Annotated in this window: 21 protein-coding genes; all 21 read right to left on the bottom strand. The window is 38.4% G+C overall.

All coding sequences use genetic code 11. The annotated features are described in order from the left end of the window. Nucleotides 1–50 precede the first annotated feature (50 nt). Nucleotides 51–3,677 carry a helicase-exonuclease AddAB subunit AddA gene (gene addA, locus BLR83_RS01050; protein WP_074559689.1) on the bottom strand — a complete coding sequence of 1,209 codons (3,627 nt, stop codon included), beginning with the start codon at nucleotides 3,675–3,677 and terminating at the stop codon, nucleotides 51–53. Next, nucleotides 3,667–6,909 carry an ATP-dependent nuclease subunit B gene (rexB, locus tag BLR83_RS01045; RefSeq protein WP_074559688.1) on the bottom strand — a complete coding sequence of 1,081 codons (3,243 nt, stop codon included), beginning with the start codon at nucleotides 6,907–6,909 and terminating at the stop codon, nucleotides 3,667–3,669. Before rexB ends, addA begins: the two co-directional genes overlap by 11 nt. A gap of 146 nt (nucleotides 6,910–7,055) precedes the next feature. Further along, nucleotides 7,056–8,360: a 5-methylcytosine restriction system specificity protein McrC gene (locus BLR83_RS01040; protein WP_074559686.1), complete on the bottom strand. Its 1,305-nt coding sequence runs from the start codon at nucleotides 8,358–8,360 to the stop codon at nucleotides 7,056–7,058. Then, nucleotides 8,341–9,753, bottom strand: coding sequence for an McrB family protein (locus tag BLR83_RS01035; protein ID WP_074559684.1), 1,413 nt, complete (start codon nucleotides 9,751–9,753; stop codon nucleotides 8,341–8,343). The genes BLR83_RS01040 and BLR83_RS01035 overlap by 20 nt, the downstream gene beginning before the upstream one ends. Before the next feature lie 134 nt (nucleotides 9,754–9,887). After that, the gene (pheT, locus tag BLR83_RS01030) at nucleotides 9,888–12,293 is read right to left on the bottom strand and encodes a phenylalanine--tRNA ligase subunit beta (protein WP_074559682.1); all 2,406 of its coding nucleotides are present in this window, start codon (nucleotides 12,291–12,293) and stop codon (nucleotides 9,888–9,890) included. Nucleotides 12,294–12,362: 69 nt separating this feature from the next. Continuing rightward, nucleotides 12,363–12,887 carry a GNAT family N-acetyltransferase gene (locus BLR83_RS01025; protein ID WP_039697141.1) on the bottom strand — a complete coding sequence of 175 codons (525 nt, stop codon included), beginning with the start codon at nucleotides 12,885–12,887 and terminating at the stop codon, nucleotides 12,363–12,365. A 32-nt stretch (nucleotides 12,888–12,919) separates the two neighbouring features. Next, on the bottom strand, nucleotides 12,920–13,963 hold the full coding sequence (gene pheS / locus BLR83_RS01020) for a phenylalanine--tRNA ligase subunit alpha (protein ID WP_014334511.1): 1,044 nt from the start codon (nucleotides 13,961–13,963) through the stop codon (nucleotides 12,920–12,922). Between the two features lie 291 nt (nucleotides 13,964–14,254). Further along, on the bottom strand, nucleotides 14,255–15,121 hold the full coding sequence (locus BLR83_RS01015) for a DNA/RNA non-specific endonuclease (protein ID WP_074559680.1): 867 nt from the start codon (nucleotides 15,119–15,121) through the stop codon (nucleotides 14,255–14,257). Nucleotides 15,122–15,225: 104 nt separating this feature from the next. Next, nucleotides 15,226–15,414, bottom strand: coding sequence for a DNA-directed RNA polymerase subunit beta (locus tag BLR83_RS01010; protein WP_039697143.1), 189 nt, complete (start codon nucleotides 15,412–15,414; stop codon nucleotides 15,226–15,228). 3 nt (nucleotides 15,415–15,417) lie between these two features. Beyond that, nucleotides 15,418–16,692, bottom strand: a complete 1,275-nt coding sequence (gene murA / locus BLR83_RS01005; RefSeq protein WP_039697144.1) for a UDP-N-acetylglucosamine 1-carboxyvinyltransferase — start codon at nucleotides 16,690–16,692, stop codon at nucleotides 15,418–15,420. Between the two features lie 61 nt (nucleotides 16,693–16,753). Beyond that, on the bottom strand, nucleotides 16,754–16,990 hold the full coding sequence (locus BLR83_RS01000; protein ID WP_074559677.1) for a DUF1146 family protein: 237 nt from the start codon (nucleotides 16,988–16,990) through the stop codon (nucleotides 16,754–16,756). A gap of 121 nt (nucleotides 16,991–17,111) precedes the next feature. Further along, on the bottom strand, nucleotides 17,112–17,528 hold the full coding sequence (locus tag BLR83_RS00995; RefSeq protein ID WP_004231089.1) for a F0F1 ATP synthase subunit epsilon: 417 nt from the start codon (nucleotides 17,526–17,528) through the stop codon (nucleotides 17,112–17,114). A gap of 12 nt (nucleotides 17,529–17,540) precedes the next feature. Further along, nucleotides 17,541–18,947: a F0F1 ATP synthase subunit beta gene (gene atpD, locus BLR83_RS00990; protein WP_039697146.1), complete on the bottom strand. Its 1,407-nt coding sequence runs from the start codon at nucleotides 18,945–18,947 to the stop codon at nucleotides 17,541–17,543. Nucleotides 18,948–19,014: 67 nt separating this feature from the next. Continuing rightward, the gene (locus tag BLR83_RS00985; RefSeq protein WP_020916491.1) at nucleotides 19,015–19,890 is read right to left on the bottom strand and encodes a F0F1 ATP synthase subunit gamma; all 876 of its coding nucleotides are present in this window, start codon (nucleotides 19,888–19,890) and stop codon (nucleotides 19,015–19,017) included. Nucleotides 19,891–19,904: 14 nt separating this feature from the next. Next, nucleotides 19,905–21,410, bottom strand: a complete 1,506-nt coding sequence (atpA, locus tag BLR83_RS00980; protein WP_039697147.1) for a F0F1 ATP synthase subunit alpha — start codon at nucleotides 21,408–21,410, stop codon at nucleotides 19,905–19,907. Nucleotides 21,411–21,425: 15 nt separating this feature from the next. After that, complete coding sequence (locus BLR83_RS00975) at nucleotides 21,426–21,962, bottom strand: F0F1 ATP synthase subunit delta (protein WP_074559675.1); 537 nt, start codon at nucleotides 21,960–21,962, stop codon at nucleotides 21,426–21,428. Further along, nucleotides 21,962–22,459, bottom strand: coding sequence for a F0F1 ATP synthase subunit B (gene atpF, locus BLR83_RS00970; RefSeq protein ID WP_039697149.1), 498 nt, complete (start codon nucleotides 22,457–22,459; stop codon nucleotides 21,962–21,964). Before atpF ends, BLR83_RS00975 begins: the two co-directional genes overlap by 1 nt. A 14-nt stretch (nucleotides 22,460–22,473) precedes the next feature. After that, nucleotides 22,474–23,193: a F0F1 ATP synthase subunit A gene (gene atpB / locus BLR83_RS00965; RefSeq protein ID WP_039697150.1), complete on the bottom strand. Its 720-nt coding sequence runs from the start codon at nucleotides 23,191–23,193 to the stop codon at nucleotides 22,474–22,476. Nucleotides 23,194–23,231: 38 nt separating this feature from the next. After that, entirely contained in the window at nucleotides 23,232–23,435 is a 204-nt protein-coding gene (locus BLR83_RS00960; RefSeq protein ID WP_039697151.1) for a F0F1 ATP synthase subunit C, read from the bottom strand. 318 nt (nucleotides 23,436–23,753) lie between these two features. Beyond that, the gene (locus tag BLR83_RS00955; RefSeq protein WP_039697152.1) at nucleotides 23,754–24,779 is read right to left on the bottom strand and encodes a diacylglycerol kinase family lipid kinase; all 1,026 of its coding nucleotides are present in this window, start codon (nucleotides 24,777–24,779) and stop codon (nucleotides 23,754–23,756) included. 20 nt (nucleotides 24,780–24,799) lie between these two features. Next, nucleotides 24,800–26,758: an NAD-dependent DNA ligase LigA gene (gene ligA / locus BLR83_RS00950; RefSeq protein ID WP_074559673.1), complete on the bottom strand. Its 1,959-nt coding sequence runs from the start codon at nucleotides 26,756–26,758 to the stop codon at nucleotides 24,800–24,802. Nucleotides 26,759–26,799: the final 41 nt, after the last annotated feature.

The raw sequence follows: 26,799 nt of genomic DNA, 5'->3' as shown, positions 1-26,799 counted from the left end.
CCAAAAACGGCCGCAAGCTTTATGCTAAACGGTCGTTTTTTTAATTACTTTTAAAGTTTAACTACTTCCAGACGCTCTCCACCAAGCAAAACAAGGTATTTATCAACTTGATCAATATGATATGACTTGCTGAGTGCTTCGGCATAAAGTGCCATTTGGCCTTGGTATCGATCTTTGATTTCCTCGCTGTTTGTGTATTTATCAGTCTTGTAATCTAAAAGAACCAAACGATCCTCTAAAAGAAGATAAGCATCGACAATCCCACGAACAACGAATTTTTCTTTGCTCTCAGGGTCTTCTTTTAACATGGCAAATGGAGCTTCGCGGTAGATTTTATCGGTATTTTGCTGAATCAACTGTCCAAGAGCTGACTTCTCAAAGAAATCCAAAACATTTTCTAGACGAATACGCGCTTTAACTTCATCTTCAGCAGACACTTGTGTTAGGGCTGTTGAAATATCCTCTAGTGTCACTTTTTGAGACAAGGAGATGCGCTGCATGAGCTCGTGCATAGCAGAACCAATCGCTGTTGCTTCGACCTTGGCTTTTTTCGAAAAATCAGGTAAGGCAAAGCTTGGTTTTACTTGGTCCTTCTTAGCCATCACATCAACCCCATCAGTATCCATGACAGGCTCATAAAGCTTCTTGACCTGACTAGGTGTTCTTAAACTTGGCAGGTTAATGGCTGATTGATATTTGGCATTCAACTCTTCAACTGCCTCAAGTCTATCCAAAGCTTCTGCGATATTTTCAGACTGACGGTTATTTGACAAATCATCAGGTGTAATAGCTGATTTGACTTCTATCTGACCGATTTTTTCTTCTGTCAGGTCTTCATCTGTGACGAATTCAACTTTAAATGGCAAGTTTTCATAAGCTTCATGAATGGCTAGCATCCAATCTTGGAAAGTCATGAAAGCCTCACGTTCTGCAACTGGAAGGTGATTATTTTCAGATTTACCGCTGTATTTATCAACCAATTTTTCAGAACTTGCTTTTCCGACTAAATACAATTTCTTTTCAGCACGAGTCATGGCAACATAGAACAAACGCATTTGTTCAGACAAGGTTGCTAAGCGCAGTTCACGTTTATTAAGCTGATAAGGCAAAGTGTCCATGCTGACTTTAACGGTTGGAAAAACATCCGTATCCAACTCTTCTCGCATGTCAGCCAAATATTTGATACCAGCTCCATTTTGTCGTGACAAAATCAAGGGTGACATCATGTCTTGAATACTGAATTTCTTGTCAATATTCAAAATGAAGACATACTTGAACTCAAGTCCTTTACTCTTATGGATGGTCATCAAATTCACAGCATGTTTTGGAAGGGCCACTTCAACATCAGCCAAATCATTTTCGCTTTCTAAGACGCGATCAATCATGCGAATAAAGCGTGACAAGCCTTTAAAGCCAGTCTTTTCAAAATTATTAGCACGAAGGGCTAGAGCGTAAAGATTGGCTTGACGCTGCTCGGCACGAGGAAGATTGCCAACGTAATCATAATAAAAGCGCTCATTGTAAATCTTCCAAATCAAATCATAAAGCGAATGCCATTTAGCAAAATCACGCCACTTGCTAAAGCAAATCATAAAATCTTTTAATTTTTGACGTAAAGCTGGTGTGACTAGCTCTGCATGTTGCCCTTGATTAGCCAAAGCGTGTTCTAATTTTTGGTAAAGATTGGCTCTGGCCTCATCCTCAGTTGTTTGAAGGGCAAGACGAGCAAGGTCATCTTCGTTAAAAGCAAACATTGGCGAGCGCATTAGAGCCACCAAAGCGTAGTCATTAAGCGGATTATCCAGTGCTCTAAGAGTATCTAGCATCACCATGACTTCAACAGATTTTAGGTAATTTTGCTCACCGCCATCCGTCACCAAAGGAATGCCATGATGCTCGAAAGTCTGTAAAATGCCATCATTACGTGTACGCGATGATACCAACAAAGTAATATCTTCAAAAGCAACACCTTCTTCATTATGCAGGCGAATAATTTCTTTAGCTACCAGCTTAACCTCGTTCGGATTGATTTGCTCCTCTTCTGGGCTACTTGCAAGCTCACCACTTTCATCAGTGTCGTAAATAAGAACTTGAGTTTCATTTTCTGGGTGAGCTTCTTTTTGTGCAGGGCTTCCTGCTACCAGCTGGTGCATGCCATCATACAAAATTTCACCAACAGCCTCATCCATCAAGTGCGTAAAGACGCTATTTGTCGCATCCAAAACTTCTGACTGACTACGGAAATTTTCTTTTAGCAGAATTAACTTTCCGTGTTCTGGATGCTCTTGAAAATCCTTAAATTTTTGGTTGAAAATCTGCGGATCAGCCTGACGGAAACGATAAATGGATTGCTTGATATCTCCCACCATAAATCGATTATGCCCATTTGACAACAATTCCAGCATGCGTTCTTGTGTGTGGTTATTATCCTGGTACTCATCGACCATGACTTCATGATATTTATCTTGATAAAGTTTACGAATATCTGGATTTTCTTCCAAAATCTGGATCGCAAAATGCGCGATATCTGAAAACTCAAAAGCATTTTCTTGGATTTTAGCTTGCAAATATTGCTCTGAAAAATCCTGCATGAAAGCCTGCAAGAGTTCTAACAAAGGCAAACTTTCTGATTGGTATTTGAAAATCGTTTCCAAGTGTTTCAGACCAGTTAAACGACCTTGTAGAGTCTTAAAGATTGGATATTTTACTCCCGCAACCGTCACCGCAGGACCAGATGGAATCAAATCAGCCACATCTGTCGCCAAACGACCAAGACCGTCACGACCGTAAAGCGTCTCAAAATGCATAGCCCACTCATGCAAATGCTCAATCATGTTCAAATGCTTTTTATAAGCTGCCGTAGGCGTCCCCTTAGCCGTTTTTTGCTTGTAATCTTCTAAATCAGTCACGTCTTGCAATTGATTAGCTGTCTCATGCATGCAAGCTAGAAAATCAGCAACCTCTTGGTCGGGAATAGCTGAAAAATCCGTATAGGTTATAGCACCCTTCAAGAAAACCTCAGTCAGCCATTTCTTCGGATTATCCGTTGCTTGACTGAAATCATAGATTTTGTAAACAATTCCTCTAAAAGCTGTGCTATCTTTACGATTGCCAGAAAAATTACGAACTAATCTGCGGAAAATGTCTTGATTTTGCCCCGTCATGTAATCAGCAAAAAGGTCTGCGAAAACGTCATTTTTGACAAGGTCTTGTTCACTCTTATCCGTCATAATACGAAAAGTAGGTGAAATTCCCAACGTGTAGCCGTATTGGTTAACCAACTTTTGCGTAAAGGCATCCATGGTTCCAATATCAGCAGTCTGCAGGGCTAGCAACTGTTCGTTAAGATAAGTTTTTAAATCATTATTCGTCGCTTTTTGCAAAGCTTGGCTGATTTTTTTCTCAAGACGTTCCTTTAATTCTCCCGCTGCTTTAACCGTAAAGGTCGAAATAAAGAGCTGGTCAACGGTAATACCACGCAAAATCTTATCAATAATGCGCTCAACCATAACAAAGGTTTTCCCAGAACCAGCCGATGCTGAGACCAAAATATTATTGCCATAACTATAAATGGCTTCGATTTGTTCAGGTGTTCGTTTTTGCGCTTTGGATGACTGAGCCTCTTTTTGCTGTAGAGAAGAAATAGCTTCAGCCGTTAAAAATGGTTTAAAGGTCATCTTTTTCCTCCTCTTCTTGCATCAGGCTCAAAAAGCCTTGACGTCTATCTTTTCTTGGTAATTTAAACCACTTACGTGCATATGGCATGTGACGGTCTGCTTCAAAGCGTGTGATGGCTTTTAATTGGTCACCCTTAACCGTCTTACCATCTTCACTGTAAGGATTAATCAAAAAGTGTCCTTGTTTAATTTGCTCAGCTGCTTGAAGGAATAATTTTTGATTGTAAGCAAGTAAAATATCTAACTCTTCTTGCGTGTAAACAGAGTCATTAAGATGGTAATTTCCATTTGATAAATAACCTTTTTCATCTTCTAAGAACAAGCCACGGTAGCGCAGTTCTTTAGACAAATTCTCTAGAATTTTCTCTGTGGTTGCTACCGATGACAAATCCACTTTTGGCTCCTGCATGTGAAGGTACATGGCTCCAAAAATCTTATCTGACTCACTTTTAATTTTTTTATCGCGAAGAGCTTGCATGTAAGTCACTAACTGTGGGTTGAGTCCGTTGTAAAATTTTTGAATGTCAAAAGTGTTGTGACTTGATTTATAATCAACCACCCCAAGACTACCATCTGACAAACGGTCCACACGGTCAATAATGCCTCGAATACGAACGCTATTTGCAAGCATTAACTCAAAAGGTTCTTCTTCATTTTCCACCTGGATCTGAGTATCTTGACGTAAAATTGTCGCCGTGCTTCTAGCAATATCTTCTAAGACTGTCAATGAGTAGCGGCTTTCCTCGTCTTCTTCGTAAACAAATTTGAAAGCATCTTCGGCGTTGGTTGTTTGAATGGCTCGGTCTAATTTATTATCAAACGGCTGGTTAGAAGCATCTTTCATGACCAATTCAAAGACACGGTGCAGATAAGTCCCGTGATTTCTAGCATCAGGGTGAATAGTTTCAACCTCTTGCAAACCAAGCACATACTGTAAGAAATATTTGTATTGGTTGTTATAGAAAGTTGTCACCGCTGAAGAAGATAAATTAATCGGCTCATCACTTGGAAAACGTGTCTCAATCACTTCAGCAGAAACTGGCTTGGTCTGCATATTATCCTTAATCAGTGGCAATTCAACACCTTCGTTAGACAGTTTTTTACGAAGATAACGTACAGCTACTGACCAGAAGGTTTGCTCTTCTTTGTTAAGCTCGCGATCTTCTTCAATAACCAAGCGATTAACCTCAATCACACGAGACAAGAGCGCTTTGTAATTTCCAATATCTTCAGCATCTGTCGACAAACGATTTCGTCCCTTAACCAAAATAGGCACACCAAAGCTAGCTAATTCCGCAAGATAAGAAGATTCCTTATCTTCTGACTCGTTAGCAATTTGTGGCAAACTAAGCACCAATTCTTCCGTGGCTGAATTAAATAGTGACAAGGCGGCAAAATGATTTTTCTTGATGTTTTCACGACTAATCACATCAAAACGCTGATTTTCAGCTGTCGTTTCATTGACCTTGGCACGTTCCTCATCTGAAATCAAGCTACGATTTTGCGCAATTTTTGGGAAATGCGACTGCGTCATACCAAGTGCAAAGACAAATTTATTGGTGTGTGGTTCAACCAAATCATAAGATTTTACAGAAACCACATCAACACTTGCTGGCACCACACGGTACTGGGCAGCCAACATGCCACTTCTTAAAAGAGCTAAAAATTCATCCAAAGATAATTTTTCTTGCCCAAAAATCGTTTGAAATTGCTCGAGAATGCCAGTAAATGTTCGCCAAACTTGCTCGTGCTTTTCTTGTTCATTTTCTGAGAAAGTGGCTACCATACGCTCTAAATTCTCAGGCAGAGAAATCGCACCTAAGAAAGTCATCAATTTTTCAAGCAGGCTTGAGCCAAGCTGCTTTTGTGCCTTAAATAAAGCTAGCAAGGGCGTCATGATTTGCTCGCGCATGCGATTGACATAAGCTAAATGCTCTTCACCCTTGTAAGCAATCGTGAACTCCTTAGCAAATTTACTTTGTCCCTTGATGTCCGCATAAATCAAATATTGCTCAAAAAAGTCCAGATCATCTTGCTTAAATGAGCCATAAAGTCCTGTCTTCAAAAGATTAACCACGTCTTCCATACGAAAACGATAACGTTTCACGCGCTCCAAGGAATCAACAAAATGCACCAAAGGATGGTCACTCATCGACTCTGCTTTCCCAAAATAATAAGGAATTTCATATTTATCAAAAATTTTACCGATCTGCAGACAATAACTATCCACATCACCTAAAAGCACTAAAATATCCTTATAGCGATAGCCTTGGTGAAGTTTATGACGAATAGCCTTTGCCACATGCTCCACTTCTTCTTTTTGATTAATAACATCCCAGATAGCATAATGTTTCTTATCATCTTGCGTTAAGGTGATATCTGATGTTGTAAAGTCGTGCTTAGCTTCAAAGAGTTTTGACAACTTAGCAAATGCTTCTTGAGATTTTTGATAACTCTCAACATACTCTGGTTGTGTTTGAAATTTTACTGCCAAAGAACGCAAAAAATCCAAACTTGCCTGATAGACATTTCCCGTTGAAAATGTAGCCTTATAAGCCTTTTGACTACTGTAAGTTCCGATAATCACTTGAGCACATTTTTCCTCTAAAAGGCTGACTAGGTCTTCCTCTTCTGCTGAAAAACGAGTAAAGCCATCGATAACCAAAACAACATTTTCAAGCGCATCATCCAAATGCCCCGATGCTACCTGCTTAGCAAAAAATGCAATTTTTGACTGATTGTCATACTGGTTAGCTAACAAAATGTCATTAACTGCCAAAAAGATTTTCACCAAATCTTCTTGCTTCTCAGCCGAATGCAATTCCGTCAAATCAAGCACAGTCATGTTAGCCGTTTTTAATTCTTTATACAAATCAACCAATTGCTTGATGAAATTTGTATCTTGCTTTAAACGCCCGAAAACTTTCAAATCCGTATCAGAAAAATGAGACAGCGCACGATAAAAAATCATGGCTAAGCCATTGTCATCAATCGTTTCTTTGGTCTGAGATTCATTTAAGACAAAATAGCGCGCCATTTGAGCAAAACGTGTAATGGTAATGGCAAAAGACGCTTGGTCAGGCAAAAGTTCCAGAACCGACCTTTCCTTTTCAAAAGACAAAGAGTTTGGAGCGATGTAAAAAACACGCTTTCCAGCTTTAGCCTCTTCCATCGCTTTTCTTGCCAAAATTTCAGTCATATCAAACTGAATATCTGTATATAATAATTTCATAATAATCCTTCGTCATGTCACTAGATAATCCTATTATACCAAATTCTGCTGTTGGTTTGGATTTTTGATAAACAAGAAACCACCACTACTTTCGTAGCGGTGGTTTATCTATATTAACCCAAATAGCCTAATATTGTATCAAATGATTAACGAACTTCTGCTCCGAGTTGTTCAAGGAAAATAATTTCTGAATCTTTCATTTGCTCTACAAATTGAGAATAAGTTCGACTGTTTTGTGGTATTAATAATGATTGTTTAAAAATCTCACCACCAAATCCATCTAACACTCCTTGAATTTCATATGTTGTATCATTTGTACTTGGATATAGAATACCAGCCTTCTGAGACTTTAGAATATGTAAATAAGTAATAATCTGATACAAATCTTCTCTATTTATTCCTTTTCTAGATTCTTCAAGTTTTTTATACTTAGCGTCAAGTACCACATTGTTCTCTTTACCGATAAAATCAGGATACAGAGGATGCTTTTGATTAATAAACATGAACACTTTATGACTTCTTTTGCGATTTTCAGGGTGAATGAACCAATCTTTTAATAATGTATTAAGATACTCTTCCCAAAGCCAAGCTATGTCAATTAATATTCCAAATACCTTACTTTTCTTGTTCCCAACAGTATGTTTTCTTTTATTTAAAATCATCAGACATAACTGTTGTAATTTATGGTAATCTTGAAAATAAGCATGTCTCACAGGATTGGATTGATTGTATTCAATAATTTTCTTTCTTTGTTTAAGGTTATATTCAGGCGTCAGTCGCTTAATTTCATTAATAACTCCTGCTACTTCTGCATCTGACTTTAATACTTTTTGCCCTATTTTAGAACTTTTCAAATGTTCAATCGTAAGTCTTATTAAAAGCATAACATTATTTTGTGCAGTCAATTCCCTAGTTGAATAAGCAATGTTACCTGTAAAAGGGATGTTATGCTTCAAATGTCTTACAATATTAACATTTCCTCTAACTCGATTATCGTTATACTCAAATCGTTCATACTCTTTATAGACACCTTTTTTAAAAGCTAATTTTAAATATCTTGGAAATAAATAAATTATAAAATTATATAACTGTTCTTCAAATGAAATATTAACAGGTAAGTTAATAACATTAATCGACAAAACTTTTTGTAACATGTAGTGGAGAAAGAAGTCATCTTCTTTAGAAAAACGAGATTGAATGGTTAAATACTCGTCCTCTAAGCCAATAAAACCGACTATATTATTCGTTTTAACTTTATCGTTCATACTTTCAATAACTTTACTATCTTCGAATAACCCCTCTGAAGTTGCTAATGTATCAGGGAAAACTATCAAATTTTCTTTTTGTATTAGATAGCCCAATGTCTTATCTAATAATTTGCTTGAAAGCTGAGGATACTCTTCACAAAATTCAACTTTGGAGATGTTCCAATTATTGTCCGTCACTTTCATCTGCATCACCTGTATCATCAATTGTATTATAAGCGTCATCCAGATTGCCTAGAATTTCTTGAAAATCATAGCTACCGCGTAAATATTCAATCAAAAGCGGTTTAATATAGTCACTCCATAAAGCATCATAATTGTAGTCTAAATCTTTTAACTTCAAAAAATAACTTGGCCCAACATGATAACTTTCACTTAAACCTTCAGTAGCTGAAATACTTCTATTAAGATTTAATAATCTAAATTCTGCTTCTTCACGTTTTTCTTCATCAAGTTCCTCTAACATTGATAATCGTTGCTTAGCCTTTATTTCAATAAATCTAAAACGACGACGCATAGCAAAATCAAAAGAATCCACGGAACGGTCAATATCGTTCATAGTACCAATGATATAAACATTTTCAGGAATATAAAATTTATCACCTAGATTTTTACCATCTGTCCCATCATAAAGATTTGAAAATTGAGTAGTCACCGCTCCTCTAATTCCTCGATAACTAGGATCAATTGAGAAAAATAATTCTCCGAAAATTTTAGATATATCACCGCGATTAATTTCATCAATTATAAAAACATATGGTTTTATATCGCTACTTTTCTGAGGCCCTTTATAATCTAGTGAGCTAATTTTAGCCTTTTCACAAAAATTCATAAAAATACCATTTCGACGTTCAAAACCAATTGTTCCATTATGGTTAACAGGGCGTAGTCCCTCAACAAAATCACTATAATCATAATTAGGATGAAACTGAACAAAATCAAACTGTTCTGAATCATTTAATTCACCAATAGAACAACCAATCATATCAGCAGCAATTTGCTTAGCTAAATATGTCTTACCCGTCCCAGGTGCACCGTGAAGGATGATATTGTGTGAGGATTTTAAACTGTCTACATAAATATCATCTTCTGATACTTCATCCACTTCTTGATTTATATTATCATCAAAATTCATAAAGTAACTAAATTCTTGTTCCTCATCTTTAAAAATAAAATTATAAAGTTTTTGAGCTTTTTCATCGTTTTCAATATTAGGGAACTTCCACATAGTAGGCCTACGTGTATAAAAGAACCACTCTCGTTCTTTAAAACTTTTATCCCAGTCAACAAGTATAGTATGACCATCTCCAACGAGTTTAGTAACTTTTCCGACTGCCTTAATCTTCATGACAGAAACAAATCTTCCCTGATTATTAAAAGGTAAATTCTTCTTTTTAGTGTAAGTAGATTTAATTACCAAATCATCTCCAATTTTCACCTGATTAAAAATTCTTAGCATTGATCTATATTGCTTATGATTTTCATTTCCTTTCCACCCCAGTTCCCACTTTCCTTTTTTTATAAAATCTTTTGATACATCCTTACCAAAATTAGCACCAACTAAAAAAACACTATTCATGTACAACATTCCTCGAATTCACTTTAAAATTAATAACATCATTATTATACACCTATACATCAAAAAACCACCACTACTTTCGTAGCGGTGGTTTATCTATATTAACCCAAATAGCCTAATATTGTATCAAATGATTAACGAACTTCTGCTCCGAGTTGTTCAACAAGGACTTTAGTGATTTTATCCATGTATTTAGTAACTTCTTCATCAGTCAAGTTATCGTTTGGATTTTGGAATGTAAGGCTGTAAGCCATTGATTTCATACCTTCAGCGATGTTTGCACCAGCATACACGTCAAAGAGTTTGATATCAGTCAAACGTTTCACTTTAGCTGATTCAATAGCAGCAACGATTTCTTTGTGAGTAGTAGTTGCTGGCAATAGCAAAGCAATATCACGAGAAACTGCTGGGAATTTAGTGATTTCAACAAATGCTTTATCAGCTTGAAGAGCAGCTTCAATGATATCCAAGTTCAATTCAGCTACATAAGTTTCTGGAACGTTGTAGTTTTTAGCTGTTTGTGGGTGAATTTGACCAACAAAACCAACCAATTGACCATCCAAGTAGATGCTTGCTGTACGACCTGGGTGCATGCTTTCAAGACCTTTTTCAGCAACATATTCAACTGTCAAATCAAGTTTGTTAAAGATAGCTTCAACGATACCTTTTGCATAGAAGAAATCAACTGGAGTTGCTTTTGTTTGGAAGTCTTTTTCAGCAACCAAACCAGAGATAGCAAAGGCAAATGTGCTGATTTCGTTTGGTAATTCTTCTTTTGGATTACCTTTTTGTTCAAAGACTTTACCAATTTCGTAAATAGCCAAGTTACTGTTTTTACGAGCAACGTTGTAAGCAATGGTATCAAGCATACCAGAAACAACGTTTTGACGAAGAACTGAACGTTCTACTGACATTGGCCACATCAATTCAGTCAAGTTGCTTGGTTGCAATGTGAATTCAGTTGCTTTTTCAGGTGTTGTCAAAGCATATGAGACGATTTCAGTCAATCCAGCACCTTCAGCAATTGAACGCATTTTACGACGTAGTTTTTGTGTCGCTGTTAATTCACCTGCAGTACCTGCAGCTTGTGGAAGTGTTGTTGGAAGGTTTTCGTAACCGTAAATACGAGCAATTTCTTCAACCAAGTCAGCTTGGATAGCAATATCCCAACGACGACGTGGTACTGAAACTGTGAATTTATCAGCATTTCCTGACAAACCAAAACCAAGTTTTGCAAAGACATCTTCGATATCAGCAAAAGTCAATTCTGTTCCCAAACGAACGTTTACATAATCAAGTGTTGTTGATACTTCAACGTCTTCAGTTGGTACAGAACCAGCTTCAACACAACCAGAAAGAACTTCACCTTCAGCTAATTCTGTAAGCATTGCTGCTGCAAAATCAAGAGCTTCGTCAACAGTAGCGTAGTTGATACCTTTTTCAAAGCGAGCTGAACTTTCAGAACGAAGGTTCAAACGAGATCCAGTACGGCGGATGGCTGTACCATCAAAGACAGCAGCTTCAAGAACAACGTTTTTAGAAGCGTTATCGATTTCAGTTGCTTGACCACCCATCACACCAGCAAGAGCAACTGGTTTGTCAGCAACTGTGATGACAAGGTCTTCTTCTGTCAATTCACGTTCTTCGCCATCAAGAGTGACCAATTTTTCACCAGCACGCGCATTGCGAGCAACGATTTTATTGTCTTCAAATTTATTCAAATCAAAAGCATGCATTGGTTGACCGAAGTACAATAGCACGTAGTTTGTCACGTCGACAACATTATTGATTGGACGAATACCAGCGTTCATCAAAAGGTTTTGCAACCATTGTGGACTTGGTTTCACAGTCACGTTTTCAACGACACGTGCTTTGTAAGTCAAGACTTTGTCAGACTCGATAGCAACATCGATAACGTCTTTTGCAGCTTTAGAAACTTCTTTAAGTTCTTTTTCTGGGAAGTGAACTTCTTTTCCGTAGATAGCAGCTACTTCGTGAGCAACACCACGCATAGAAAGAGCATCTGCACGGTTTGGTGTGATTGACAATTCAACGATTTCATCATCCAAATCAAGGTATGGGAAAATGCTGTCACCTGGTTTAGCATCTTCTGGCAAGATTTGAATACCGTCTGAGAATTCTTTTGGAATGATTGATTCTGGCAAACCAAGTTCTTGGAGTGAGCAAATCATACCAAGTGATTCCATACCACGGATTTTACCTTTTTTGATTTTGTAGTTGTCAGCAATACGTGCACCTGGTACAGCTACGATAACTTTGATACCTGCAGTAACATTTGGAGCACCACAAACGATTTGGCGCAATTCATCATCACCAGTATCTACTTGGCAAAGGTGCAAGTGTGTTTCAGGAACATCTTCACAAGATACAACGTGACCAACAACCAATTTTGTCAATCCTTCAGATGGTGATGAAACTCCTTCAACCTCAATCCCTGTTGTTGACATTTTTTCAGAAAGCTCATGTGTTGTTACATCAACATCAACAAGCTCTTTTAACCATTTATAACTTACTAACATAATATGTGTTAAAAGCTTTTCGCAGTCAAAATACGTTTGACAGGTAAGCTTCTTTATCCCTTTCTACTCTTATTCTTTTAAGGCTTTTCGCATAAGCCAATCTGTGTCTACTTTATCGCCAACTTTAAATGAGTGCTCTGAAAATTTTTCAAATCCATATTTGCGGTAGAAACCTTGAGCTTTGACATTGCCTTCCCAGACACCTAACCAAGCCCAATCAAATCCGCCTGCCTTAGCCATATCAAGCGCCAGCTCAAATAATTTCTTACCTAAGCCTAGTCCCTGACATTCACTAAGAATGTAAATACGTTGGATTTCAAAAGCATTTTTTAGTTCATGCTCTGTCTGTGCTGCGCCCCAGTTCACTTTCATAAAGCCAACCTCACGCCCATCAACTTTGACAAAGCGAACATCAGATTCTTTATCTGTCACGTCTTTTTTAAGTTGCGCTAAAGTATAATTCTCATCGAAAAATTGTTGAAGTTCCTCCTCGGTATTATCAAAACCAAAGGTTTCACGGAAAGTATCGATACTAAGCTTTTGTAGCACATCTAACTTATCCAAGGTCACTTTTTCAACTTTGATTTCTGCCATGATGACCTCCAATTCTTTTTCTTACTAATTAATTATTTAAATTGATCTGAGAAACGGACATCGCCTTGATAGAAGCCACGGATATCATTGATACCGTAACGAAGCATCGCAATACGTTCTTGACCAAGACCAAAAGCAAATCCAGAATATTTTTCTGAGTCAACGCCAGACATTTCAAGAACACGAGGGTGTACCATACCAGCACCAAGGATTTCAATCCAACCAGTTTTCTTACATACGTTACAACCTTTACCACCACATTTGAAGCATGATACGTCAACTTCTACTGATGGTTCAGTGAATGGGAAGTATGAAGGACGAAGACGGATTTTACGATCTTCACCAAACATTTTCTTGATAATCATTTCAAGAGTTCCTTTAAGGTCACCCATAGAAATGTTTTCACCAACAACAAGACCTTCGATTTGGTGGAATTGGTGACTGTGTGTTGCATCATCTGTATCACGACGGAACACACGTCCTGGTGAGATCATTTTCAATGGACCTTTAGAAAAGTCGTGTTTATCAAGTGTACGAGCTTGAACTGGACTTGTGTGAGTACGAAGCAAGATTTCTTCAGTGATGTAGAAAGTATCTTGCATGTCACGAGCTGGGTGATCTTTTGGCAAGTTCATGCGTTCAAAGTTGTAGTAATCTGATTCAACTTCATAACCATCAACAACTTGGAATCCCATACCAAGGAAAATATCTTCAATTTCTTCACTTGTTTGTGTTAAAACGTGACGGTTACCAAGGTTAACTTGACGTCCTGGAAGAGTCACATCCAAGCTTTCTGATTCCAATTGTGCTTTGATTTTAGCAGCTTCAACAATTTTAGCTTGTTCTTCAAAAGCTTTTGTCAAAACGTCACGCACTTCGTTAACTTGTTTTCCGACAACTGGACGCATTTCTTTAGAAAGATCTTTCAAACCTTTCAATAATTCTGTCAATGATCCTTTTTTACCAAGAACTTGCACACGTAATTCTTGAAGTTCTTTTGCATTGTTTCCACGCATTTCAGCCAATTTAGCTTGCGTAGATGATTTTAATTCTTCTAACTGCGCTTGTAAATCCATTAAAATTCCTTCCTTGGGGCAACCCCTAATGTTTTTAAACGAAAAAAGCGTGCCACACTCCAATAGCGGAGCGTTGACACGCGGTACCATCCGTTTTTTATCTGACTAGCAGACCTTAATTCATCGTCTTTAACATGAGTGAATTCGCCAAACTTTCATCTAGGAAGCTTCCAGTCACGACTTCCATTCCCTGTTAAACTGCCATAAGGTTACTAGTCTCATAAGACACTATTCAATTTACACCCCATTCTAGCAAATTTTTTGCCATTTGACAAGGTTGAATATAGCAGCTTAATTCACACTAACCTGACCTGAATAATAATCAAAGCTTAAACCGCTTTGCACATTCGGAATGAAAACATTAAACTCTAAACTACTATCAGATGATTTTGCTTCCAAATGTGTCCCGCTAGCAAGAATATTATCGCCATCATAAATCAAGGTCACGCGGTAACGAACACGTTTATTCTGATCAAGCGCCCTTCTGACTTGACCCTCGTAGTAATTTTGACCCGTTGAGTCTTCTGAACTAGCTTCATTTGCCCAAGCTGTCTGAGTGGCTACATTTTCAGGATTACTTGTTGAAGCATCAAATCCTTTTAAGCCACCAACTAAAGCATAGCCAAGCAAATGCCCACGGTCCACGGCGTGACCATAAGTTCCAGATAAATTTTGAACTTGATGCCAGCCAGCTGGTGTCCAAGAGGTTGAGCCATTCCCAGTTTCCTCACGGCTTCTGTATTGACGTGTCGCCTTACTCAACAAAGCATTTGCGACGGTTGGAACAGTCTGACCTTGCACAATTTTTGTCTTGTTATTAGCATAAGGTTTGCTGGCCACTCTTGCATTCAAATCGGTTTTATTTCCGTTAACCAAATAAGCTCCCGCACCGTTCCATTCTAAGTTTGAACCAAGCTGTGCTTTAACACTGTCTGTTAAGACCGTATCTGCCAATTCTTGACTTGGTGTTGCTTGATTAGCAGACGTTTGATTTGACACAATTTTTGCAGAAGATTGACCTGTAATCAAGGAAATCACCTGATTAACAGGGTCATTTGAGTCTGATGTTGTCAACCAACCCGCACCAATACTAACCAATAAAACTAATAAAGAAATAAATGATTTTGTCTGTTTAGACAGTTTTGATTTCTTTGCCATAAAATCCTTTCACTAAAAAAGTGGAATATCGTGCTTTATCAAAACCATAAAGTCGATTATCCCACTTCTACATTTTCGTCAAGCTGCTCTAAAATACAAATAGCTTATTGACCTGTAAATTTGCCAATAATTGCTTGCCATTTATCAAGCGATAAAATTGAGAGTGGATTTTTCCCGTCACCAATGACGCCATATCCAATCATCAATCCAATTGCTAAAAATAAACAAGCCAAAAGAGCAACCACTAGAACTAATCCTAACTGTTTTGCTACGTATTTCCAGCCACTTGTCATTTTTTAAGCCTCACTTACACGTTTAATATTTGCACCGAGTTTAGCCAATTTTTCATGGAATTTGTAGTATCCACGGTCAAGGTGATTCAAGCGACCAACTGTTGTTGTTCCCTTTGCCACCATCCCTGTCAAAATAAGGGCTGCGCTGGCACGAAGGTCAGTTGACATAACTGGAGCACCTTGAAGTTCTAGACCACCATGAATCATAGCTGTATCACGCATGATTTCTGATTGCAAGCCCATACGGCGCATTTCTTCCAAATGTTGGAAACGATTCTCAAAGACCGTTTCAATCATTGTTGATTCGCCATTGACAACTGCCATCAAGGCTGTAAATTGTGCTTGCATATCTGTTGGGAAACCTGGGTGAGGAAGTGTTTTAACTGTTACAGGTTTCAATTTTGCTGTATCTGCAACAACACGAATGCCTTCAGGTTCATCAATAACGGTAACACCCATTTCAATCAATTTTGAAATCAAAGGACGATTGTGTTCCCAGATAGCATCCTTAACAAGGACATTACCTGACGTCATAGCTGCCGCTACCATGAAAGTTCCAGCTTCAATACGGTCTTGAACCACATCGTGTTCAGCACCATGAAGACTATCAACACCAGTAATGGTCAAAGTCTCTGTACCAGCACCTTTAACGATAGCACCCATTTTATTAAGCAACATAGCCAAATCAACGATTTCAGGCTCACGTGCTACATTTTCAATAACTGTCACACCTTCTGCCAAAGTTGCTGCCATCATCAAGTTTTGAGTTGCACCAACTGATGGGAAATCCATGTAAATTGTTGTCCCTTTAAGTTTCCCATCAACAGTCGCTGTGATATCACCACCAGCTTGTGTGATTTTTGCCCCCATAGCTTCCAAACCTTTAAGGTGAAGGTCAATTGGACGACTACCAATCGTGCAGCCACCAGGCATTGATACTTTTGCATGACCTTTACGTGCTAAAATTGGTCCTAAAACAACGATTGAAGCACGCATTTTGCTAACATATTCATATGGGGCAATATCCAAAATATCTCCTGAAGCATCCACTTCAATCGTGTTATTCGCTTCATCAAAATCAACTTGAATATCTAAACCACGGACAACATTATTCATCGTAAAGACATCTGAAAGGATTGGGACATTAGTTAAAACTGTCTTTCCTTCCTTCGGTAAAATTGTCGCTGCAAGAAGAGGAAGAACCGCATTCTTTGCTCCTTCAATGATTACTTCTCCTTCTAGGCGTGTATTACCGCCTTCAATAATAATTTTATCCAAAATGAACTCCATTCTTATATTATAATACCAAAATTATATCATAGTTTAGCGATTATTGCTTTTATTGAAAACCAAAGAAGAAAGTCTGACTAACTGTAATGATTTCTAAAATAAAATGGCTTACCATATAACCAAGGGCAATACTAACCAAAAGAATAAACACCCTAAGGCGACCGATATTCTCAGGCGTATTTTTAATCAATTTTGACCAATCAAATAAATTTCGAAGAATTTGATGTGTCATTGCAATAAAAACAAGGTGACTAAACAAAGTCACTGAACTATTTAAAATTTCCATAGAACTATTATATCAGATTTCATTTTCGACAACAAAAAACTGCACAAGTGTAAGCTTTCTTCATGAAAAAATCATCAAAAAGTAATAAAAAAGTCTGAGATAAACTCTCAGACCTTTTCATTTATTTATTACCAACACTGATACGGTTCAAAGCACGGCGAAGAGCAACTTGTGCACGACGTACTTCGTCGATATCGTGAGTACTTTGAGCTTGTTCCAATTTACGTTCAGCACGAATCTTAGCACGTTCAGCACGGCTAACATCGATATCGCGTTCACGTTCTGCAGAATCTGCAACAATTGTCACAAGATTATCTTTAATCTCAATAATACCACCGTTGATAGCCACCCAATCCACGTGATTAGGATCATCTGTACGATGAATTTTCATCTCGTGAACTGTTAGCGGAGCAATGAGGTTAATGTGTTCTGGCAAAATCCCCATCTCACCATCCGGTGTTTTTACTGAAATAAAATTAGCATGGTGATCATAGCGAATACCATCTGGTGTTACTACCTGAACAGTCATAAATGTCATGGTATCACCTCATTAGTAATTCATTTTCTTAGCTTTTTCAACTACATCCTCGATTGGACCTACGTTACGGAAAGCATCTTCTGGAAGATCATCGTATTTACCTTCCAAGATTTCCTTGAAGCCACGAACAGTTTCAGCAACTGGTACGTATGAACCAGGCATACCTGTAAATTGTTCAGCAACGTTGAAGTTTTGTGACAAGAAGAATTGGATACGACGAGCACGTCCAACCAATGTTTTTTCTTCGTCTGACAATTCATCCATACCAAGGATTGCGATGATATCTTGCAATTCACGGTAACGTTGAAGAACACGTTGAACTTCTGTTGCTACTTCATAGTGTTCTTGACCAACAATTTCTGGTGCAAGGGCACGTGAACTTGAAGCAAGTGGGTCAACGGCTGGGTAAATACCCATTTGAGTCAACTTACGTTCAAGGTTAGTTGTTGAATCCAAGTGAGCGAATGCTGTTGCTGGCGCTGGGTCAGTGTAGTCATCGGCTGGCACGTAGATGGCTTGGATTGATGTAACAGAACCTTTTTTAGTTGATGTGATACGTTCTTGTAATTGACCCATTTCAGTAGCCAATGTTGGTTGGTAACCAACGGCTGATGGCATACGACCAAGAAGGGCTGATACTTCAGAACCTGCTTGAGTGAAACGGAAGATGTTATCGATGAAGAGAAGCACGTCTTGTCCTTCAACATCACGGAAGTATTCCGCGATAGTCAAACCAGTAAGTGCAACACGCATACGTGCTCCAGGTGGTTCATTCATTTGACCGAAGACCATGGCTGTTTTTTCGATAACGCCAGATTCTTTCATTTCCCAGTAAAGGTCATTACCTTCACGTGTACGTTCCCCAACACCGGTAAATACTGAGATACCACCGTGTTCTTGGGCAATGTTGTGAATCAATTCTTGGATAAGAACGGTTTTACCAACACCGGCACCACCGAAAAGTCCGACTTTACCACCTTTTAGGTAAGGGGCAAGAAGGTCAATAACTTTGATACCTGTTTCAAGGATTTCTGATGATGTTGATAATTCATCAAAAGCTGGTGCTTTTTTGTGAATTGGTTCGCGTGGTGCATCTTCTGCGAATGGTTCGTCAAGGTCAATTGTATCACCAAGAACGTTAAACACACGACCCAAAGTTTCTTTACCAACTGGTACACTGATTGGACGACCAGTATCGAAAACTTCTAATCCACGTGTAAGCCCATCAGTTGATTCCATAGCGATAGTACGTACAAGACCGTCTCCAAGTTCAAGAGCAACTTCGAGCACGATTTTTTGAGATTTATCGCCATCTTTATAAACAATCAATGCATTATTAATCTCAGGTAGTTTGTCACCAGCAGCAAACGCAACGTCTACAACTGGACCTACAACCTGAGCAATTTTGCCTGAGCTCATGTTTTTCTCCTTTTAGATTTTTTAGGGAGTGGCTCCCTTTTTTATGAGGCTAAAAAGCACTCACATTTTATTCTAGTGCGTTAGCACCTGCTACAATTTCTGTGATTTCTTGTGTAATAGCAGCTTGACGTGCACGGTTGTACTGAATGGTCAAATCGTTAATAACGTTTTTGGCATTATCAGTGGCTGTTTGCATAGCTGTCATACCAGCGGCATGTTCAGCAGTTTTAGCATCAACAATGGCACCATAAATTAGGCTTTCAGTATATTGTGGCAAGAGTTGTTCCAAAATCATTTCACGATTTGGTTCCAATTCAAATCCACTTACACCTTCTTCTGCTGCTTCATCAGCATCCAATTCAGCAATTGGAAGCATTTGTTGCACACGAACTTGACTAGTCAAGCTGTTCACGTGGTGATTGTAACATACATATAATTCATCGAACAATTCGTTTTTATACATCTCAACAGATTTTGCGATGATATTTCCAACTTGTTCAAATGATGGCTGATCTTCCAAACCACGCAATTCAAAGACAACGTTCATTCCACGAGCTTTAAAGAAATCAGCACCAATACCACCGATGGCAATAATAGCATAGTTACCATCTTGGTGATATTCCTCAATAAGATCCATCATTGCTTTCAAGATTTTTGAGTTATATCCACCAACAAGTCCTTTGTCAGACGTGATAACAATGTAACCAGTCTTTTTAACCGGACGAGCGGCTAGCATTGGATTTTTTGAACCATTAACTAGTTCTGATTTCAATAAGTCAGTAGTGATTTGACGAATTTTTGAAGCGTAAACTTGGAAATCTTTTGCTGCTTGCTCAGATTTAGTCAATTTCGCAGCAGATACCATTTGCATGGCACCTGTGATGTGACTTGTTTTCTGAGTTGAAATAATTTTCCCTTTGATTTCACTAAGAGAGCCTGCCATATGCTACCTCCCTCTTATTTGAATTCTGACTGATCTTTAAAGGCTTGAATAGCTGCATCTAAGACAGATTCTTCTGGTAAATCTTTGGTTGTACGGATAGTTTCAAAGATTGATTCGTAGTGTGCATCAAAGTAATCATACAAAGCTTCTTCGAATGCTAGGATATCATTTACTGGCACATCATCCAAGAAACCATGAGTAAGTGCATAAAGAATTACAACTTGTTTTTCAACAGGAAGTGGTTTGTGAACAGGTTGTTTAAGCACTTCAACTGTACGACGTCCACGGTTAAGTTTAGCTTGAGTTGCGGCATCCAAGTCAGAACCAAATTGAGTGAAGGCTTCAAGTTCACGGTAAGAAGCCAAGTCAAGACGAAGTGTACCAGCAACTTTCTTCATTGCTTTGATTTGTGCTGAACCACCAACACGTGATACTGAAGAACCAGCATCGATCGCAGGACGAATACCTGAGTTGAAAAGATTTTCTTGCAAGAAGATTTGTCCGTCAGTGATTGAGATTACGTTAGTTGCGATGTAAGCTGAGATATCACCAGCTTGTGTTTCGATAAACGGAAGGGCTGTAATTGAACCACCACCAAGAGCATCAGAAACTTTCGCAGAACGTTCAAGCAAGCGGCTGTGAAGATAGAAGACATCACCTGGGTAAGCTTCACGTCCTGGTGGACGACGAAGAAGAAGTGACAGTTCACGGTAAGCTACCGCTTGTTTTGATAGATCATCATAAACAATCAAGACATGTTTTCCGTTGTACATGAATTCTTCAGCCATTGCAACACCAGCATATGGAGCGATGTAAAGTAATGGAGAAGGTTGTGAAGCTGAGGCTGTCACAACGATTGTGTAATCAAGGGCACCGTATTTACGAAGTGTTTCAACTTGTGTACGAACAGTTGATTCTTTTTGACCAATCGCAACATAGATACAAATCATATCTTGTCCTTTTTGGTTCAAAATTGCGTCAATCGCAACAGATGTTTTACCTGTTTGACGGTCACCAATGATCAATTCACGTTGACCACGTCCAATTGGAACCAAAGCGTCAATCGCTTTAAGACCTGTTTGGAGTGGTTCAGAAACTGATTTACGTTGCATAACGCCTGGTGCAGGTGTTTCAACTGGACGTGTAGCAGTTGTCTTGATATCACCAAGACCATCTACTGGTTGACCAAGTGGGTTAACAACACGACCGATAAGAGCTTCACCTACTGGTACTTCCATGATTTTACCAGTACGTTTTACTTCATCACCTTCACGAATTGTAGAGAAATCTCCAAGAATGATGATACCAACGTCATTTGACTCAAGGTTTTGAGCCATACCGAAAGCACCATTTGAAAATTCAAGAAGTTCTCCACTCATGGCATTATCAAGTCCACGAGCACGAGCGATACCATCACCGATATAAGTGACAACACCAGTTTCTGTGACGTCAAAATTTGGCTGGAAGTTTTCAATTTGCTTTTTAATTAAAGCGCTAATTTCTTGTGCATTAATTGCCAAAAGTCACACCACTTTCTATTTCAAATTCATTTTAAATTCTTGCAATTGACGACGAATACTTGTGTCAATTACTTTATTGTTAACATTGATAACAAATCCACCTAGGATTGATTCATCAATGTTTTCAACGAGTTTTCCAGCTTTAACACCGAATTTTTCAGCAACTAAAGCTAGGATACGTTCTTTTTGTTCATCAGTTAAAGCTACTGCGGTTGTCACAACGATATCGTGTTGATTTGTAGCAATAACAAAATCTTTTTGAACACCTTCCAAGATGTCTTTCAAGAACGCTTCTCGTTCGTTTTGTAAAATTACCTCAAGAAAATTGTTCATGTAAACTGAACTAGACTCTTGAAGCAACCTAACAAGTTTTACTTTTTCATCACGTGAAACGACTAAACTTGACAAGAAGTCAGCTAAGTTTGTCTCTTCAAAAACAGACAACAAAGCTTCTGTTTCTGATTGGAGTTCAGCTAAACTGTCTTTTTCAATAGCAATTTCTACGAGACTTTTCGCATATTGCTCAACAAGAGCTTGTGTCTTTTTATCCATTAGGCATCTCCTAGCTTGTCAAGATAGCTATCAATGAGATTGCTTTGAGCTTCTTTGTCAAGATTAGCTGTCATGATTTTTTCTGCCAAAAGGACAGTTAAATCAGCGACATCACCTTTAACACTTGAAAGAGCTTCTGCTTTACTTTGTTCGATATCTTGATTAGCTTTAGCTTTCAAGCGGCTAGCTTCTTCGCGTGCTTCAGCGACGATTTTAGCCTCTTGATTTTTACCAGTTTCTTTGGCATCATCAATAATTTGAGTTGCCTCAGTACGAGCGCCAGCTAACTCTTCTTGGCGTTTAGCAGCAAGAGCTTCTGCTTCTTTACGTGCTGCTTCTGCACCATCAATATCATTAGCAATTTTTTCTTCACGAGCGGTAAAGATCCCTGTCAATTGTTCCCAAGCAAAAAGTTTGATGAGAACCAACAAAAGGATCACTGAACCAGCAGTAATAATAATATTACCAATACTTGTACTATTGATTAGTGTTTCCATTGATTATTCCTTTCTTAAGATTCATCCTCATCTTCTGGGAGTTTTTCTGAGATATATTTAGATGACAAAATAGTGAATACGTACGCTTGAATGCATCCGATAAAGGCTGAGAAAGCAACCCAAGCCAAGTTAAGGGCAAAGGCAAATGGCGCAAAAATTAAGCTTTTTGTACCAAAGCCGACAATCAAAGCTGTAACAACTTCACCGGCATAGATGTTACCAAATAAACGTAGAGCAAGTGACAAAACGTTAGTAAATTGCTCTAAGATGTTCATTGGAAGCATCATTGGGAAAGGACTTAAGTAACCTTTCAAATATGCTTTGACACCTTTCTTTCGAACACCTTCAACATGGACAACAATTGCGACGATTAAAGATAAAGTAAAATCGACCATGAAAGTTGATGTTGGAGATGTCCAAAAGTTATAATCTTCAGACTCCAATTTAACTAGCAAACCAAGGTTGTTAGCAATCAGAATGAAAAAGAAGAATGTGAACATCAACAAGCTGTACTTAGGAGTGTATTCTCCAAGATTAGGTTTAATCGTATTTTGTACGAACTCGTAGACATACTCAATGAAATTTTGTTTTCCTTTAGGTTTTAAAGTCATTTTTCGAGTTGCCCAAAAAATGATACCGAAGGAAATAATCACCGTCAAGAGAGACATCGCTAAAATGGTTAAGTCAAACTCAATACCAAAGACATGCGCTGTTGGATTTACAGATGTTTCCAACTTTATCCCTCCTTCTTTTTATAAGTTCTTAGTTAGAATTATCCAACGAAGAATGTAGATGCAAGAAGGACGAAGAATGTACCTTCGATGAAGGCTACTCCAAGGAACATAAGTGTTTGCAATTTGCTGAACATTTCAGGTTGACGTGCTGCAGATTTTGCAATGTTGGCAACGAGGATACCTTCACCAAGACTAACTCCTAGTACGGCAAGACCAAGTGCTAAGATTTTTAAATTCAACATGATATGAATCTCCTTTTAAAATTTTTTACTTCGTTATTTTAGTCCTATTTTAAGGAATTGTCAACGAAATCACTGTTTTCGGAAACGTTTTCCCGAACTATACTTAACCTTTGTTTAGTTTTTGAGCAATAAAAAAAGGAAAACGGTCAAATCCGCTTTCCTTTAGGCTTTATGAGCCTTATTTACTAACATTTTATGATAGATTTTCTATACAAATCATGTTGGAAAATACGTTTTTAGACAGAATGTCCAGAAACTGCTTTCATAGACAATTTTCCATATGAATTTGAAAACACTTTCTACTATTTAAAGTGTGAATTATTTGTCCATTGACTCATCTAAATCTTCAACTTCATGGGCAAATTTTTGAGCAATTGCTTCTAGCGCTAAATCTTCTTGATCCCAAACCAAGGCATCATCTGAAATTTCATCCGTGTTAGCAAAGAAAGTAATATGATTTTTAAGATTACGAAGCACGATTGGCGCATCACCACCATACTCACCATCCAAATTAATCATCATTTTCTTGTCTGATAGAGGTTCAATTTCCAAGAAGTCTGTCTTGATGTACTCAATGCGCTTATCACCGATATGTTTACCACCATCAAGAACTAGTCGAATCAAACGTAAAATCTCAATCAAGTTAGCAGTCTTCACTAAAATCAAAGTGAACTTACCATCATCAAGTTTAGCGTCTGGAGCGATTTGTTCAAAACCACCAACTGAATTAGTGATGGCAGCAAAAATCATTGACACATCACCTTCAAAGACACCTTTTTCATGTTTGATACGAACTGGAACTGTACGAATTCCTGGTAGAAGTTCAACCCCTTTTGCCAAATAAGCTAGGTAACCAAACATGGTTTTCAACTGACTTGGCACACTGTAAGTCAATTCTGTGAATGACCCTGCAGCAGCGATATTAATGAAATAAGTGTCTTCACGCGCTTGACCAATATCCATGTGAATCAATTGGTTTTTACCAATAATTTTTGCAGCTTCAACTGGATTTCCACGAGGGATTTTAAGGGCACGCGCAAAGTCATTTGTCGTACCTGTTGGAATGATTGCCATTTTTGGTCGTTTTTCTAGCGGAGCAATTCCATTAACAACCTCATTAATCGTTCCGTCACCACCTGCAGCGATGACTAAATCAAAACCAGCCTTTGCTGCTCTCTCAGCTTCATTGCGAGCTGAATTTTCTTCAGGTGTAGTTTGAAAGGCCGAAGTTTCATAACCAAAGCCTTCTAAAATATCTAGAACTTCGGCAACATTTTTCTTCATAATTTCCTGGCCAGAGGTCGGATTATAGATTAAACGTGCTCGTTTTTGTTTTTTGACCATATTATATTACCTCAAAAAGATTATAAACTTTCTAACCAAGCTTCATCACGAACGTCAATTCCAAGAGCTTGGGCTTTTGTCAATTTTGATCCAGCATCTGCTCCTGCAACGACAATATCTGTCTTTTTAGAAACACTGCCTGTAACCTTAGCTCCTAAATCCTGTAACTTTTCTTTAGCTTCATTTCGCGTTAAGCGTTGGAGTTTCCCAGTTAGAACCACTGTCAAACCAGCTAATTGAGCATCTTTGGAAACTTTCTTTCCAAGATAAGCAAAATTAACACCAGCATTTTTCAATTCTGCCAAAAGTTCTTCGGCTTCTTTTTTTGCAAAATAGCTGCGCAGTGACTTAGCAATAACTGTTCCAAGACCGTCAATATTAGCAATAGCTTCTTCGTCTGCTGCCACAAGATTTTCGATACTTTCAAAAACTTCTAGGAGCTGACGACTCGCTTTAGCACCAACATGACGGATTCCTAAACCAAATAATAATTTTTCTGCTGAATTAGCTTTTGATGCTTGGATAGCATTGTAAAGTTTTTCAGCTGATTTTTCTTTAAAGCCATCAAGAGTCAGCAAATCTTCGACACTTAGTCGATAAATATCTGCTACGTCATGAACCAAATCTGCTGTAAAGAGTTTCTTAACGATTGAAGGTCCTAGACCAGTAATATTCATGGCATCTCGACTGGCAAAATGCGTTAAGCGCTCTTGAATCTGACTTGGACAAAGTGGGTTGATACAGCGAAGCGCTACTTCATCCTCATAGTGAATCAGCTCACTGCCACATGACGGACACGCCTCAGGAATTGGCATTGGGACTTGCTTATCACGCTTACTTTCAACCACGTGAAGCACCGCTGGAATAATATCTCCCGCTTTGTAGACAATAACGGTATCTCCGATTCGGATATCTTTTTCAGCAATATAATCGACATTGTGCAAAGTCGCACGACTAACAGTTGTTCCTGCAAGCTGAACTGGCGTCAAATTAGCTGTTGGAGTAACAACACCTGTACGCCCAACGGTCCAATCTACTGACAAAATCTCAGCTTCTTTTTCTTCAGCTGGGAATTTATAAGCAATCGCCCAACGTGGTGCCTTAACTGTGAAACCAAGTTCTTCTTGCATAGCAAGGCTATTCACCTTAATAACGATACCGTCAATATCATATGGCAGACTATCACGCTCTGCAGCCACTTCTTGAATGAATGCCCAGATATCTTCCATCGAAGATGTTGTAATGCGTTTTGGATTAACTGAAAAACCATAACGAGCCAACTCTTCTAAGACATCATTTTGTGTGGTCATGCTTGTTGAAGCCACTTCTTGATACAAGAAAGTTGCCAGATTACGCTTTGCAACAACTGCAGTATTTAACTGACGTAGTGTTCCAGCTGCGGCATTACGAGGATTGGCAAATTCTGACTGACCACTTTCACGACGTTCTTCGTTAATCTTATCAAAAGATTCTCTTGGCAAATAAGCTTCGCCTCGAACCGTGATTGTTAAAGGCTCTTCCAATTTGTGCGGAATATCTTTGATGCGTTTGACATTTTCAGTGATATTTTCACCGATTGAACCATCACCACGTGTCGCACCAACTTGAAGCACACCGTCTACGTAGACTAAGGATACTGAAAGTCCATCAATCTTAAGCTCAGCCATGTAAGATGCATTTGGAAATTCTGCCTTGACGCGACGGTCAAAATCATCTAATTCCTCGCGTGAAAAAGCATCTTGTAAGCTATACAGTGGTGTTTCGTGTTGATATTTTTCAAAACCATCTAAAATAAGACCACCAACTGCCTGTGTCGGACTATCCGGCAAAACCAAGTCTGGATTAGCTTTTTCAAGCTCTACCAATTCACGATAGAGCTTGTCATACTCACTATCAGAGACCGTTGGTTGGTCTTGTGTATAATACTCTTTTCGATACTGGTTGAGTTCATCAACCAATTTTTGAATACGTTCTTTCATATATACTATTTTAACACATCTAAAGAAAAATACTCTTTAAA

This window comes from Streptococcus equinus (genome assembly GCF_900101445.1).
Taxonomy (GTDB): domain Bacteria; phylum Bacillota; class Bacilli; order Lactobacillales; family Streptococcaceae; genus Streptococcus; species Streptococcus equinus_B.
The sequence above is the reverse complement of the archived record's forward strand: the minus strand, read 5'-3'. Positions and strand labels throughout refer to the sequence as shown.